This is a genomic window from Xanthomonas sp. LMC-A-07 (genome assembly GCF_030208825.1).
GTDB lineage: Bacteria > Pseudomonadota > Gammaproteobacteria > Xanthomonadales > Xanthomonadaceae > Xanthomonas > Xanthomonas campestris.
The window spans coordinates 14,787-28,757 of record NZ_JARVTF010000015.1; the positions used below are offsets into that span (position 1 = coordinate 14,787).

Here is a 13,971-nt window from a genome sequence, read left to right on the forward strand (position 1 = left end):
GAGTTTGGCCTACCGTGATCGCGGCGTTGTCCCCGACGTATCATGCGACGGGCACAGGGCCAATACCGAGGAAGGAACCATGGAGAGCATGCCGGTTTGGGGATGGACGGTCGTTCTGCTGACGGTCGTGATCGCAGCCATCGTCGTCGGCCTGATCATGTGGCAGACCTTGGCGAAGGCGCGGGATCTGCAGGCAAGGATTGACGCGCTGTCCGGGGAAGCTGCGCGCTTGCCCGACGCTATCGAGCGAAGCGGGCGGGCTGAGAAGCAGGTCGGCGAACTGACGGAATCGATCAGGGCGGCGACGGCGAGGGAAGCCGCGCTCGGCGCACAGCTTGAAGAAGCCAGGTTATCCGTGGAGAAGCTGACCGGCACAGTTGCCGAGCGCGACCGGGTACTGACCGAGGTGCGCGAGACCCTCGAAGCCTTGCAGCGGACCACGGCAACGACGACGGCCAATCTCGTTGCAAAATTGGCCGAAGCCGACCAACTTCGCCTTGAGCGTAACGGTGCGCGGGAGAGCCTTGAGCAGACGCGCCAGGCCCTGGAGGAGTTGCAACGGTCGGCAGCGGTTATCGACGCTAATCTCACCAGCCAAACCACAGAAACCAACGAGCTTCGCCGTGAACGGAGCGACCTTCGTCAAAGCCTCGACGACGCCAACGTCGCCCTACGAGATCTGAGAGCCGAGCACGCAACCGCTGTGGCCGTTCGAGATGCGGCGCTCGAAGCGGTTGAGCAAACCAAAGCGTTTCTCGCCACGGCCGAAACCCAGATGCGCACCGCTTTTACCGAAGCGGCGAGCCGCGTCTTTGATGAGAAGTCTGTCGTTCTCGACCAGCGGATCAAAGCAAGTGCGGACGCATCGAAGGAGGGGCTCGAAACGACCCTCAAGCCATTTGCAGAGAAGGTCGCCACTTTCCAGGCAAAGGTGGAACAACTCGGGTCGGAACAGGCCAGGGAGCATGCCACCCTCGTCGGAACCATCGGCGAGTTGAAAGGCCTGAACCAGAACATGGCGACCGCGACCGAGGCCCTAACCCGTGCACTCAAAGGCAACTCGAAAACCCGGGGTGACTGGGGTGAACTCATCCTCGATACGGTGCTTAAAGCGTCGGGGCTAGTAGAGGGGAGCAACTACATCTCGCAGGGACACGGTGTGGATGAAGACAGTGGCCAGCGCGTGCGACCGGACGTGGTGGTGACCTTGCCAGACAAGCGGAAGATTGTGGTCGATTCCAAAGTCAACCTCATTGCCTGGAGCGATGCGCAAAATGCCGATTCCTTTGAGGATCAGCAGGAAGCCTTGGTACGCCATACGGCCGCACTCCGAGCCCATGTGCGTGATCTCGCGGACAAGAACTACCCCCGCGCCATGGGCCCCGAGACTCTGGACCTGACAGTCCTTTTTGTACCCATCGAGGGTGCGTTGTCGTCAGCGTTGTCGATCAGTCCAGACTTGCAGACCGAAGCTTTCAACAAGCGCGTGGTGTTTGCATCCCCGAACACCCTGATGGCGATGCTCCGTGTCGTTGAGCGGCTGTGGACACGCGACAAGCTACAGCAGCAGATCAGCACCATCGGCGAAGAGGCGGCAAAGCTGCTGGACTCGCTTACCGGGTTTATCGAAGACTTTGAGTCTATAGATGAACGCCTGAAGAAGGCAGGAGATGCTTACAACAAGGCGAAGAATCGACTTAATGATTCCCCCCAGTCCGTGGTTGCTCGCGCCCGCCGGTTGGTCGGAGCGGGAGCTAAGGGGAAGAAGGCGCTGCACGAATCGCTGAAACCGCTTCATGGTGAGGAAGAGTCGCCACTTTCACTCGAGGGCGACACTAACGCGTTATTGGCCACAGTTCCCTAGCACCCGTGGATATCGAACAATCAAAAGTACACGTCCGAGAATGCCATCAGTGATGCCGTTAAGCGGGTAACCGGCAAATCACCCAAGGGATACGGGCTATCGAATGCTGCACCCGCTGCGCTGCATGACGCGCGGGGTGGACGGGCGCGCCGTGCAAATAGCGCCACCTAACCGATGATGAGCTCGCGGTTGAGGTTGCCGGCGACCAAAGACCAGATGCCTGGGCTCTTGAAAAACGGGTGCCAAGCCGGCGGCGCGATGAACGACACGTCCCGGCCCTTGGTCCGGATGGGGACGACCGTGCCAGCAAGGTCTGCTTCGGCCGCGCACGCCTGCAAGGACACGAATTAAAAAAACTGACAACAACAGTTGATAGGTCGCCAGCACGCACAGGGGCGTCAACATCGCACTTCGCATAATGTATATTATGTCAGAACAACGTCTACAGGAGCATCAGTTCAAACCATTGCGTACGACAACCCAGTCAAAGCCATCAGATGGCCGCAGTAATACATGTAGAACGCTCTACCCGTCCGCGGGATGGCCCATGACAGGTAAGCCAAACCTGCAATCGGCAGCGCAAGCAGCGGCCACAACGTCCGGTTCACCGAGCACAAGAGCACTAGCGGGATCACCAAGAGCACGACAACCGACGCTGCCCTGGGCCATCGCCAGCCCCCGGGATTGCGCCAGAACAGCCAGGCACCGAGTACAACCGCCAGACCGTTCCACCGATAGTCAACCAAGTAAGGTGCCGGCAACAGGCAGAAAGCCAACACAACCCATTTTCGTTCTTCGATCGCGCGGATACAGACAGCTGCCAATGCGAAGGACAAGAGAATATTGAGCGGCAGTGCCCGATTGAATGCGATCGCCGCAATCGGTGTCGCAATGAGTCCCCACAAGAACAAGCGCTTGATCAACTTGGCGACATCAGCACCCGGCTGCGCCAAATTGTAGGCAAACACCAGTGCGAACAATGGAAATGCCACGCGGCCCAGTTCTGCAATGACCGGCACATAGCCCAGGTGCAAAATCTTCAAGGTGTGGTCGCCTGTCATAAACAGCAGCGCGAGCCACTTCACCAATTCACGGCCTCCGCTTGTCATGCGATCCCTCCTTGTTCGACGACGGCTCGATGAGCTAATGCGGATTTACTGATCAACTTATCTAACTCTGGAGCTGCCAGCAGTTCTGCAGCACCGGCCACCAACCCCAGCCATTCTTTGCAGCCCTGCTATCTCACAGCCCCATTGTCTTCCTGCAACTCCCGCTTGAACGGCACATCCGGTGGCGGCCTTGCGGTGGCTGGTTGATCGTTGAGATTCGGGTCGCTCAGGCCGCAGCCGCCGCCGAATTGCAGCAACGACACCACGCAGCTGATCTTGGTCGTGGTGCCGGGAATGGGAATTTCGATCTTCTTCAATCCGCGCCGCACCCATTCCTGCAGCAGCGTCTGGTTCGGCATCCAATACTTGTCCAGCGACGTCGGCGTGTAACCGTACGGCGGCCGCTTGAGCCAGGTGCCGCCTTGCGCAATCTGGTCACGCGTCCAGGTGTCGGTGTCGCTGCCAGGCGGGCCGCGATCGCCAGCGCCATTGCCGGCCTCGCCACCGGCGGCAACCCGTACGCTGCCGTCGTTATTGAACATGCCATCGCGTTTGCCATCGGCGCCGGTTGCCTGCCCGGCACGGTCGCGGGTCGATTTGCTCCAGTCGTCCGCGTTGGCAGCCACATCCCATCCGCCACTGCGATCAACTGGTTTCGGGCCGGCACCGCCGGTGGCCGCCGGCTTGCTGGATGCGGCGGCCGCTGACGCCGGTTTCGCAGATTGCGCAGCCGTCTGTTGGTTGGTCTGATTAGCGGATGACGGCGCGCTGGAAGGTGTCGGCGCCGCAGGCGATACGGGGGCCGTCGCGGCCGAAGGCGTCTGCACGACTGCCGGTTGCGCCGGGGGTGTCTGCGCCGGCGTCGGCTGTGGCGCCGGGTCCGGCACGTTCGGCAGCTCCGCAGCACGCACCGCCAGCTCGGGCATGCGAACCGTGGGAACTACCTCACGTGCACGCACGGTGGGCGCGGTGACCCTAGCCTGCTCGGGCACGACGATCTCGCGCTCGCGCACGGTGGGCGCCGCGGCAGCGCGCACGGCAATGGCCGTAGTCGGTCGCTGCAGTTCGCGCACCTGTGGCCGCTCGGTCACCGTCTGGATCTCGCGCTGACGTACCTGTGGTGCAGCCGGCTCGATCGGGCGTGGCGCCACAGTGATGGTGGGCGGCGGCGGGACGACGAAATCCGTGGTCGGCACCGGTGTTTCAGTCACTTGCAGCGGCGATTCCAGCGTGACCTGCGGTACCTGCACACGGACCTGCGGGATATCGGGCGTACTGGGTTCCGCCGCAGCGGCCACAACAGGTTCGGGCGCGACGTCCGGCACGTCGGCTGCCGGCCCCACCGGCTCGGCCACTGTGGATGCGGCGCTTGCCGGCGACGCTGCTGCTGACGACGCGGCTACCGCAGATGCCGCCGCTTGCTGAGCGCCAGATGCAGCTGTGGCTGGCGCAGCGTCCGCCACCGGCTCGCCTTCGCCACCGCCCTGCTCTGCGGCGCCCTCTCCTACATAGGTCAGGCGCACCCGGGCCTCGTCGCCCTGTTTGGTGTCGTCCGGGGCCCAGCGCACGCTGACTACCCACAGCAACAAGGCGACAAATCCAAGGTGGATCAGCGCACTGCCGAGTACCGCCCCCCAGTGCAGCGGGCGCTCGTCGCGTGGACGCGGGTCCCAGTGTTGCCACCACAGGCTGCGGAATGCTTGGAACGGACTCAGTCTTCCCGCCATACCGTCGCGAGGTCGCGGCGCAGGACGCGCCAACAGCGCGTCCGTCAGTTGGTCGTCATCAAACCGTGCTGGCGTACCCAGCCGCCCCCGCATCCAGATGCCCCAGCCATAGGGCAACCCGGTCCGCCGATCCAGAATGAGCTTGCCCGGCATGCGCGCCAACAGCGCCTGCAGGAGATCGGCAGCGGTTGTCACCGGTGGTGCGGAATCAGGCCGCGCTGTCGCGCGGAATGTACGGCGCGTCGCCGGTGGCGTGATCGGTCGCGTCGCGTACGGCAATCACGCCGGGCACGCGCCCCATCAAGGTCTTCTCGATGCCCTGCTTCAAGGTGACATCGGCCATGCCGCAGCCGTGGCAGCCGCCGCCGAAGCGCAGCAACACCACGCCCTCGGCCGAGACTTCCTGCACCGCGACGCGCCCGCCATGCGAGGCTAGCTGCGGGTTGATCTCGTTCTCTACCACCCAGCGCACGCGTTCCACCATCGACGCCGACTCGGCCGGTGCCTCGCCCTTGATCTTGGGCGCCTTGATGGTGAGTTGCTGGTTGCCGGTGGACTGGGTGACGTAGTCGATCTCGGCGCCATCCATCCACGGCACGCTGGCGGCCACCACATACAAGGTGAAGCCATCGCAATCGATGGCCCATTCGTCGCCGGACAAGTCGGCCGGCTCGGCGAACTCGAGTTTGGCGTCTGCACGCGGGGTGCCCGCGTCCACCGCGCTCAGGCGCACGCCCATGCCGGGCACACCCTCGCGCTCGATGAGCTTGCGGAAATAGGTCTGGGCTTTGTCGGATATCTGGATCATGCGGGTTATTCTACCGCTCAATGCGCCCCCGCTCATGGAACACCGTGATCCTGGTGGGTGCTTCTGTTCGCCACTTCGCGAGGCCGCCTGTCATGACCGATCTCATCCCCCTGGAACAGGCCCATTGCCTGCCCCGCAAGGGCAGCGACCACAAGCTGGGCGAAGCCCGCCTGGCCGAGCTGTTGCCCCAGGTCCCCGGCTGGGAGCTGGCCGAAGCCGGCATGGCCATCACGCGCACATTCCGCTTCGCCGACTATTACCGCACCCTCGCCTTCGTCAATGCGCTGGCCTGGATCGCCCACCGCGAAGACCACCATCCGGACCTGGGCGTGCATTACGACCGCGTGGTGGTCCGCTATTCCACTCATGACGTGGGCGGGCTGAGCGAGAACGACTTCATTTGCGCGGCCAAGGCAGCGCAGCTCTTCGATCAAGGAATCACCGCATGAACCAGTATCGCGCCCTGCTTGCCGGCCTGTGCGTCGCCGGCGCCCTCGTCGGCTGCGGCAAGCCATCGCAAGAGGCCGCCACGCCCGGCGTGGCTCCCACCGAGCTGGCCGCCCTGAAGACGCCCCCGCCTGAATACTCACCGCAGCTGGCCTGTGCGGGAATCGGTGGCAAGACGGTGCTGCGTGTGGTGGTTGGCCCGCAAGGCTCCCCTACCGATGTGACTGTCGCGCAGAGCAGCGGCCAGCCGGTGCTGGATGAGGCGGCGCAGACGCGCGTGCGCGAATGGAAGTTCAAGGCCGCCACCCGCAATGGCCAGCCGGTCCCGCAGACCATCCAGGTGCCGGTGGACTTCAAGCCGCCGGTCCCCAAGCCTGAAGAATGCTTCGCCATCGAAGAGCGCGCCCGCCGCGGCGGCTGACCACCACGCATCCATCATCGCGCCATGGCCATCCTGCAGCGGCGGATGGCCGAGCGCAGACACGCGCAGCTGAACTCGCCACGCACTCCGCCGGATCGCCATTCTTTTCGACGAGGTCGTCGCGTCAATGCTTGAAGTGTCATCGCACAATGTCTGGACCGCGCTTGCGGTCACTCTGGCCGCCGGCCTGGCGACCGGCCTGGGCAGTCTCATGGTCGTCTTCGCCAAGAAGCCCAACCCGCGCCTGCTGGCCTTCGGGCTGGCGTTTGCCGGCGGCGCCATGGTGTTCGTGTCGTTGTCGGAGATCCTCAACAAGTCGATCGCCTCGTTCTCCAACGCCTACAACGACAAGCTCGGCTTCACCTACGGCACGCTGACCTTCCTGGGCGGAATGCTGCTGATCATGGTGATCGACCGCCTGGTGCCCAATCCGCACCAAAGCCTGTCCACCGACGACCCGCAATTTCGCGACGACAACCGCGCCTACATCCGGCGCGTGGGCCTGCTGACGGCAGTCGCCATCACCGCGCACAACTTTCCCGAAGGCCTGGCCACGTTCTTCGCAACGCTGGAAAGCCCGGCGGTGGGCATGCCGCTAGCGTTCGCCATCGCCATCCACAATATTCCCGAAGGCATTGCGATCGCCGTGCCGGTGTACTTCGCTACGCGTAACAAGTTCTATGCCTTCGGCGCGAGCCTGTTGAGCGGCCTGGCCGAGCCAATCGGCGCGGGCATCGGCTACCTGCTCCTGTCCAGCGTGCTGTCCGAGGCCGTGTTCGGCGCAGTGTTCGGGGTGATCGCCGGGGTCATGGTGTTCCTCGCCCTGGACGAGTTGTTGCCTGCCGCCAAGCGCTACGCACAAGGACACGAGACGGTCTACGGCCTGGTGTCGGGCATGGGCACGCTGGCGATCAGCCTGGTGTTGTTCCGTTATGCGGCACCTTGAGCCTGCAGCCAATTGCCACTGCTGATGAGTGCTGCCCTGCCCCACAGCTGCCTGGTCTGCTGCTACAGGGATGCAGCGATGCCGATATAGCGCGCCAAATCGGCGCGCCTGACGTGCACACGCGAACTCACGCGAGGCGTGCTCTAGCCAAGACCCACGAAAAGGCACCGGAGGCAGCTAGCGGGCTAGACCCGCTAGCCGTTCCCCGGTGACAGCGGAGGCATGGACCTCAAGCATTTCATCCCGTCCCGTTGCCATGCCCGGGACATCGATAGATCTGACGTTGAACCTGCAAAGGCTGCGTACGCGCCGTACATCAAGCACGAAGTGCAAGCGCCTCCACGTGCCAGCGAGGAACCCATCGCCTCATGCGAAGCCGCGACTCAACCCAGCCGATCCAGCGCCTCAGCCAACTCCGGCGCCAACGGTGCGTTGAGCACATACGGCGTCTTGCCGTTGTCCAGCGCGAACTCCAGCGAGGCGGCATGCAGGAACAGGCGGCGCAGGCCGACCTGGTCGCGCAGGCGCTTGTTCACCTCGGGGTCGCCGTACTTGTCGTCGCCGGCAACCGCATGGCCTAGGTGCTGTGCATGCACGCGGATCTGGTGGGTGCGCCCGGTCTCGATGCGCACCTCGCAGTAGGAATGCCCGCCGCGACGCTCCAGTAACCGGAAGTGGCTCAGCGACGGCTTGCCGATCGCATTGACCTGCACATGCCGCTCGCCGCCCTGGCGCAGGCCGATGTGCAGCGGCGCATCCACACTCATCATCCCGTCGGGCATCCGCCCTACCAGCAGCGTGAGGTAGCGCTTGGTGATGCTGCGTCCGTCCACCCTGTCGTCTTCGCGCATCAAGGCCTGCAGCTCGGTCAGCGCCGAGCGCTTTTTGGCCACGATCAATAGGCCCGATGTATCGCGATCCAGACGATGCACCAGCTCCAGCGTCTGGTTCGGACGTAAGGCGCGCAAGGTCTCGATTGCCCCGAAACTGATCCCGCTGCCGCCATGACTGGCCACGCCGGTGGGCTTGTTGAGCGCCAGCAGGCGCGCATCTTCGAACACGATGGCCGCTTCCAGCCGCGCCTGGAACGCCGACGGCGGCGCGGCCTTGTCGCCCTCTTCGGTGAGACGCACCGGCGGGATGCGCACCTCTTCCCCGCCCTCCAGCTTGCGCTCGGCCTTGGCCCGCCCGCCGTTCACGCGCACCTGCCCGCTGCGCACCAGCTTGTAGATCAGGCTGCGTGGCGCGCCCTTCAATTGTCCCAGCAGGAAATTGTCCAGCCGCTGCCCAGTGCGGTCTTCCGGAACTTTGAGAATGCGCACGCCCACACGGTCGGCGGGAGGCTTGGGGGGCTGGGGGTCGGTCATCCGGCTATTTATTCTGTTACACTCGGCGAGCGAGATAAGGGTTTGATTTCGTTGGAAGTTGATTGGCCAGAAGCCTGACTTCCGATGATTCCGGCACAGTGCGCGACCACCGCCCCCGGGGCGGCCATGTTAGCGGCTCACCGGCCTACCCGGCCATCGCCAGCGGTTTTTTGGCCGTTGCGCTGAACATGTCCCGTGCGCTGTCCCGGTTGTCCGGACGCAGCTGCCGGCCCTGAAACACCTATAAAAAACTTAAGAGAAGCGCTCCCGCGGCCTGCCGTGGTGTTGCAGCGCTGGAAACCCTAGCCAGGCCTGTCCGCGCGTTGCGCGAAAGGCCGGCGACCCGTTCCAGAGGCGAAACGTCACGGCGTTCCGCGCGGTAGAGCGCGCGAGGAACGCAACAATGAAGCGAATGCTGATCAACGCAACGCAGGCCGAAGAGCTGCGCGTGGCGATTGTGGACGGCCAGACCCTGTACGACATCGACATCGAACAGCCGTCCAAGGAACAGAAGAAGTCCAATATCTACAAGGGTCGCATCACGCGGCTCGAGCCCTCGCTGGAAGCGGCGTTCGTGGACTATGGCGCCGAGCGCCATGGCTTCCTGCCGCTGAAGGAAATCTCCCGCGATTACTTCCAGGCCGGAGTCGACCACAACAAGTCGACCATCCGTGAGCTGCTGCGTGAGGGCCAGGAAGTGGTGGTCCAGGTCGACAAGGAAGAGCGTGGCAACAAGGGCGCCGCCCTGACCACGTTCATCTCGCTCGCCGGCCGCTATATGGTGCTGATGCCGAATTCGCCGAGTGCCGGTGGCGTCTCGCGTCGGATCGAAGGCGAAGACCGTGCCGCACTGAAGGACGCGCTGGACAAGCTCGACATCCCCGACGACATGGGCGTGATCATCCGCACCGCCGGCGTCGGCCGCGATGCCGAAGAGCTGCAGTGGGATCTGGATTACCTGCTGCAGACCTGGAAGGCGATTGCCGAGGCCGCGCTGAGCAAGCCGGCGGCGTTCCTGATTTACCAGGAATCGCGCCTGATCATCCGCGCCCTGCGCGACTACCTGCGCGCCGACATCGGCGAAATCCTGGTCGATACGCCGGAGCTGTACGCCGACGCCCAGGAGTTCATGCAGCAGGTCATGCCGCAGAGCCTGCGTAAACTCAAGCACTACACCGACGACATCCCGCTGTTCAACCGCTTCCAGATCGAGTCGCAGATCGAAGGCGCCTACGAGCGCAATGTGCGCCTGCCGTCGGGCGGCTCGATCGTGGTCGACCAGACCGAAGCGCTGACCGCCGTCGACGTCAACTCCTCGCGCGCCACCAAGGGCAGCGACATCGAGGAAACCGCGTTCCAGACCAATCTGGAAGCGGCAGAAGAAGTGGCGCGCCAGTTGCGCCTGCGTGACCTCGGCGGTCTGGTGGTCATCGACTTCATCGACATGGCGTCCACCAAGCACCAGCGCGAAGTCGAGAACAAGCTGCAGAACGCGCTCAAGTACGACCGTGCGCGCGTGCAGCTGGGCCGGATCTCGCGCTTCGGCCTGATGGAGATGAGCCGCCAGCGTCTGCGTCCGAGCCTGGGTGAGTCCAGCCAGATCGTGTGCCCGCGTTGCGACGGCCATGGCCGCATGCGCAGCGTGGAATCGCTGTCGCTGTCGATCATCCGCGTGGCTGAAGAGCACGCCATGAAGGAGAACACCGGGCAGGTGCTGGTCCAGGCTCCGGTGGAGATCGCCAATTACCTGCTCAACGAAAAGCGCAGCGCATTACGCGAGATCGAGCAGCGCCATGAGTCGCCGATCATCATCGTGGCCGACGAGCAGCTGCATACCCCGCATTACGAAGTCACGCGCCTGCGCGAGAACGAGCTGGGCGAAGACAGCGGCAAGCCAAGCTATCAGCGCGGCACGCCGCGCAAGTTGCCGGTGCATGCCCTGACCAAGGCGCAGTTGAATATCCCGGTCGCGCCGGCGGTGACTTCGATCAAGCCGAGCCAACCAGCTCCGGTACGTGAAGAGGCCCCTGCCCCGGTCGCCGCGGCGCCCGCCCCGGCACCGGTGGTGGCATTGCCGCTCCCCGCGCCGGTCACCGGCGTGGTGGGCTGGCTGAAACGCATCTTCGGCGGTGTCGATGCCCCGGCCGCAGCGCCGGAAGCGTCGCAGCAGCAGCGTCCGCGTCAGAACGACGCCGCGCGTGGCAACCGCAATGATCGCGGCGAGCGTGGCGGACAACGCCGCGATGGTCGCGATGCACGCAATGGCAATGGCGGCCAGCACCGCGGCAATGGCGGCAATGGCAATGGCGCTAACAAGGAGCGCCGCGACGAGCGTCGCCAGCCGACCGCGCCGCAAACTGGCAGCCAGCCGCAGCAGCAGCAAGTGCAGGTGGCCAAGCCACCGCGCAACGAGCCGCAGGCACCCAAGCAGCCGCAGCAGGGTCAGCAACCGAAGCAGCCAAAGCAGCAGCAAAACCAGCAGCCGCGTCCTCCGCGCCAGCAGGATGGTGCGCCGGCTGAAAAGCAGCAGCGTCCCGCACGCCAGGACGATGCAGCAGTGGCACAGGCCGTGACCGCGACTGCAGCGACCGCCACCACCGCAAGCGTGGCAGCGGCCATTGCCGATACCGCCGCGCCGGTGTCCAGGACGGTGCCAACGCACGAGACCGACGCCGCACATCCGGTCGACGTGACGGTGACGCCCGCCGCCTCCGAGGCAACTGCCGATGCCGCCGCCGAGGGCCATGCCCAGGACGCACCGGCAGGCGATGACGGCGCCAATGGCGAGGGCGGAAGCCGTCGCCGTCGCGGCCGTCGCGGTGGTCGCCGCCGTCGTCGTGGTGCAGGCGCCACGGGTGAAGGTGGGACCGGAGCTGATGGTCTTGAGTCCGATGATCTGGACGGCGATGCCGACGGTGATCTGGATAGCGACAACGACGATGCCGGTACGCCAGCACCGATGTCGTCCGTACCACGCGCCGGGCAGCCCGAGTTCGACTTCGATGACGATGCCGGCACACCGCCCGCTCGGGCTCAGGCAAAGGTTGAGCGCAGCCCGGAGCAGCAGACGCCGGTGACGCCACGTCCGGTTCCGAAGGAGCGAGCCGAAACGCAGCCGCCGGCTGATACGGCAGCGTCAGCGGCACCGTCGGTCGACAGCGCACCGACTACCCCGCAGCAGCCGGTGATCACCGCGCAGTCGGCACCGGTTGCCTCGCCCGAAACCGCCGTCTCGTCGCAGGCGGGATCCTCGCAGGCAGCGTCGCAGGAACCCGCTGCAGCACCGCATGCCGCTTCGGCATCGACCGAGGCTGCGCCGGCACAGGAGCAGCAGCGCGCTCCCGTGCAGGACGCCCCGCGTGTTGCTCCGGAGGCAGCGGCTCCGGCTCCGGCTCCGGCTGCGGTGCAAAGCGTTCGTCCTGAAGTGACTGCCCCGACCTCCCCGTTGCAGCCCGCAGCACCGACTCAGCCTGCCGCGACAGCGTCGGTTGAGCCGTCGCCTGCAGCGCAGGTCACGCCGGCGCCCGTTGCGCCGGCCGAAGCTGCCGTGGTCACGGTCACCGCACCGCATGCCGAACCGTCCAGCACGGCCGGCAAGGACGTGGATGTCGCGGTGACCTCGACCGCCGCGGTTGCGCAGCCGGCCACCGACACCGCGCCAGCGGCGCCGGTGCGCAAGCCCTACGCGCCGGTGCAGACCACACTGCTCGATGCGTTGGCTCCGCAAACGCCGCAAGCGGCAGCTCCGCAAGCTCAGATCGAGACTGCTCCGGTAGCCAAGGTATCTGAGCACTCCACGCCGGCCGCTGCTGCGGCACCTGTGGCTGCGCAGCAACCCGCAGAGGCACGGCAGCCGACGGTGGTCGTGTCGGAGGCGTCCACGCCGGCAGCAGCATCGTCTGTTGACGCTGCTGATGCAGCGGACGACAAGGACGACACCGAGGCCGCAGCGTCGAAAGACGATGCCAACAAGCCGCGTAGCGATCACTGATCGTTCCGCGTGACTGGCGCTGTCCTGGGCAACCCGGATGGTGGCGACAAAAAAAGCGGCCTTCGGGCCGCTTTCTTTGTGTCATCAACTGACAGTCGCGAACTGCATGGAGTCTGCAGCTGCCTGGTACGCGAACTTCAAACGTCGACAGTTATTGCCCATTGACGCTTCAATCAGGCCGCGCCCTGAGCATGTCGAGACACAACGTCGCCGTTGCCACCTCCAGCAGACAGAAGTTCAGCGCTTTGATCAGATCGGCGAGTACCTGCACCGTCACCGCATCGGTAAGCAGTCGCTCCGCGGGCCTACAGCCCTGCGCGTCTACCGATCTGAGACGCTGATACCCCACAGGACGACAGCGCCCCAGGGACGCTAAGCGCAGAGCACGACTAACGCTCTACCACTCGCACCAGCACAGGAACATGCCAGCCCATCTCTCAATGACTTTCCATAAGGCACGAATGTTCCAACGTAACGCGACCACCAAAGTGACGCGCCACGAATTGCCTCTCGATTGATCAGCCAGACACCGCCGACGACACCACATCACCTCAGCGGCGGCATGCGTTCACAGCGTGCGCGCGGGATCGGTCAGGCCGTACTGATTGGCCAGGCGCGCCAGGGCGATGTTGTCCTGGATGCCGACCTTTTCGAACAGGCGCGCCTTGTGGGTGTTGATGGTCTTGGCGCTGAGATTCAGGCGCTTGGCGATGTCTTCCTGGCGCAGGCCCTGCGTCAGCAGCAGCGCCACCTCAAGCTCACGTGGCGACAGCGCATCGAAGGGCGAACCGCCGCCTTCCAGGTTGGACAGCGCAAGGTTCTGCGCGATGGTGTTGCCGAGATAACGACGGCCCAGCGCCACTTCACGCACGGCGCGCAGCAACTCGTGCGCGTCGCCGCCTTTGCCGACATAGCCGGACGCACCGGCTTCGAGCAGCCGCTTGGGCAGCGGGCCATCTTCCAGCACCGACACGATGATGACCCGCGTGCCGTAGTCGCCTTTGACGATGCGCTCAGTGATCTCCAGCCCGCTGACTCCCGGAAGGTGCAGATCGCATAACACGATGCCCGGCTTGAGCTGGCGAATCTGCGGCAGCGCCGCTTCCCCGCTCTCTGCTTCGCCCACCACTTCGATGTCCACTTCCTTGGACAGGATCATCTTCATGCCGGTACGCACGAGTGCATGATCGTCGATCAGAAAAACTCTGATTGTCATCCGTGTAGTCCTCGCTGTGCGGCTGGCTGGTGCAGCCTAGCTCCGTGAATAATTCAGGGCAAGCTCGATGCGACG

10 protein-coding genes are annotated in these 13,971 nt (G+C 64.6%); 5 read left to right on the forward strand and 5 right to left on the reverse strand.

All coding sequences use genetic code 11. The features are described from left to right. Positions 1 to 79: 79 nt before the first annotated feature. Positions 80 to 1,864 (forward strand): DNA recombination protein RmuC, encoded by a 1,785-nt coding sequence (gene rmuC, locus QRM89_RS16495; RefSeq protein ID WP_285448506.1) that lies wholly within the window; start codon positions 80 to 82, stop codon positions 1,862 to 1,864. A gap of 458 nt (positions 1,865 to 2,322) precedes the next feature. On the opposite strand, the gene QRM89_RS16500 is transcribed toward rmuC, so the two are convergent. The 3 genes from QRM89_RS16500 to QRM89_RS16510 form a co-directional block, all read right to left on the reverse strand. Beyond that, a complete protein-coding gene (locus QRM89_RS16500; RefSeq protein ID WP_116670597.1) occupies positions 2,323 to 2,973 on the reverse strand; it encodes a TraX family protein in 651 nt (216 codons plus the stop codon). Between the two features lie 128 nt (positions 2,974 to 3,101). Then, entirely contained in the window at positions 3,102 to 4,895 is a 1,794-nt protein-coding gene (locus QRM89_RS16505; RefSeq protein ID WP_285448507.1) for a transmembrane repetitive protein, read from the reverse strand. A 13-nt stretch (positions 4,896 to 4,908) separates the two neighbouring features. Beyond that, positions 4,909 to 5,508, reverse strand: coding sequence for an NfuA family Fe-S biogenesis protein (locus QRM89_RS16510; protein ID WP_014507816.1), 600 nt, complete (start codon positions 5,506 to 5,508; stop codon positions 4,909 to 4,911). A 92-nt stretch (positions 5,509 to 5,600) separates the two neighbouring features. Here QRM89_RS16510 and QRM89_RS16515 point away from each other — a divergent pair, with 92 nt between their 5' ends. The 3 genes from QRM89_RS16515 (at position 5,601) to zupT (ending at position 7,322) form a co-directional block, all read left to right on the forward strand. Then, positions 5,601 to 5,957, forward strand: coding sequence for a 4a-hydroxytetrahydrobiopterin dehydratase (locus QRM89_RS16515; RefSeq protein WP_014507817.1), 357 nt, complete (start codon positions 5,601 to 5,603; stop codon positions 5,955 to 5,957). After that, positions 5,954 to 6,376 (forward strand): energy transducer TonB, encoded by a 423-nt coding sequence (locus tag QRM89_RS16520; RefSeq protein ID WP_285448508.1) that lies wholly within the window; start codon positions 5,954 to 5,956, stop codon positions 6,374 to 6,376. Before QRM89_RS16515 ends, QRM89_RS16520 begins: the two co-directional genes overlap by 4 nt. Before the next feature lie 127 nt (positions 6,377 to 6,503). Beyond that, positions 6,504 to 7,322 (forward strand): zinc transporter ZupT, encoded by an 819-nt coding sequence (zupT, locus tag QRM89_RS16525; protein ID WP_011037238.1) that lies wholly within the window; start codon positions 6,504 to 6,506, stop codon positions 7,320 to 7,322. A gap of 383 nt (positions 7,323 to 7,705) precedes the next feature. Here the strand turns inward: zupT and QRM89_RS16530 are convergent, their stop codons facing one another. After that, the gene (locus QRM89_RS16530; protein ID WP_116889366.1) at positions 7,706 to 8,689 is read right to left on the reverse strand and encodes an RluA family pseudouridine synthase; all 984 of its coding nucleotides are present in this window, start codon (positions 8,687 to 8,689) and stop codon (positions 7,706 to 7,708) included. A 403-nt stretch (positions 8,690 to 9,092) separates the two neighbouring features. On the opposite strand from QRM89_RS16530, the gene rne reads away from it, so the two are divergent. Then, entirely contained in the window at positions 9,093 to 12,680 is a 3,588-nt protein-coding gene (rne, locus tag QRM89_RS16535) for a ribonuclease E (RefSeq protein ID WP_285448509.1), read from the forward strand. A gap of 568 nt (positions 12,681 to 13,248) precedes the next feature. On the opposite strand, the gene QRM89_RS16540 is transcribed toward rne, so the two are convergent. Continuing rightward, positions 13,249 to 13,896, reverse strand: a complete 648-nt coding sequence (locus QRM89_RS16540; RefSeq protein ID WP_011037241.1) for a response regulator — start codon at positions 13,894 to 13,896, stop codon at positions 13,249 to 13,251. Positions 13,897 to 13,971 lie beyond the last annotated feature (75 nt).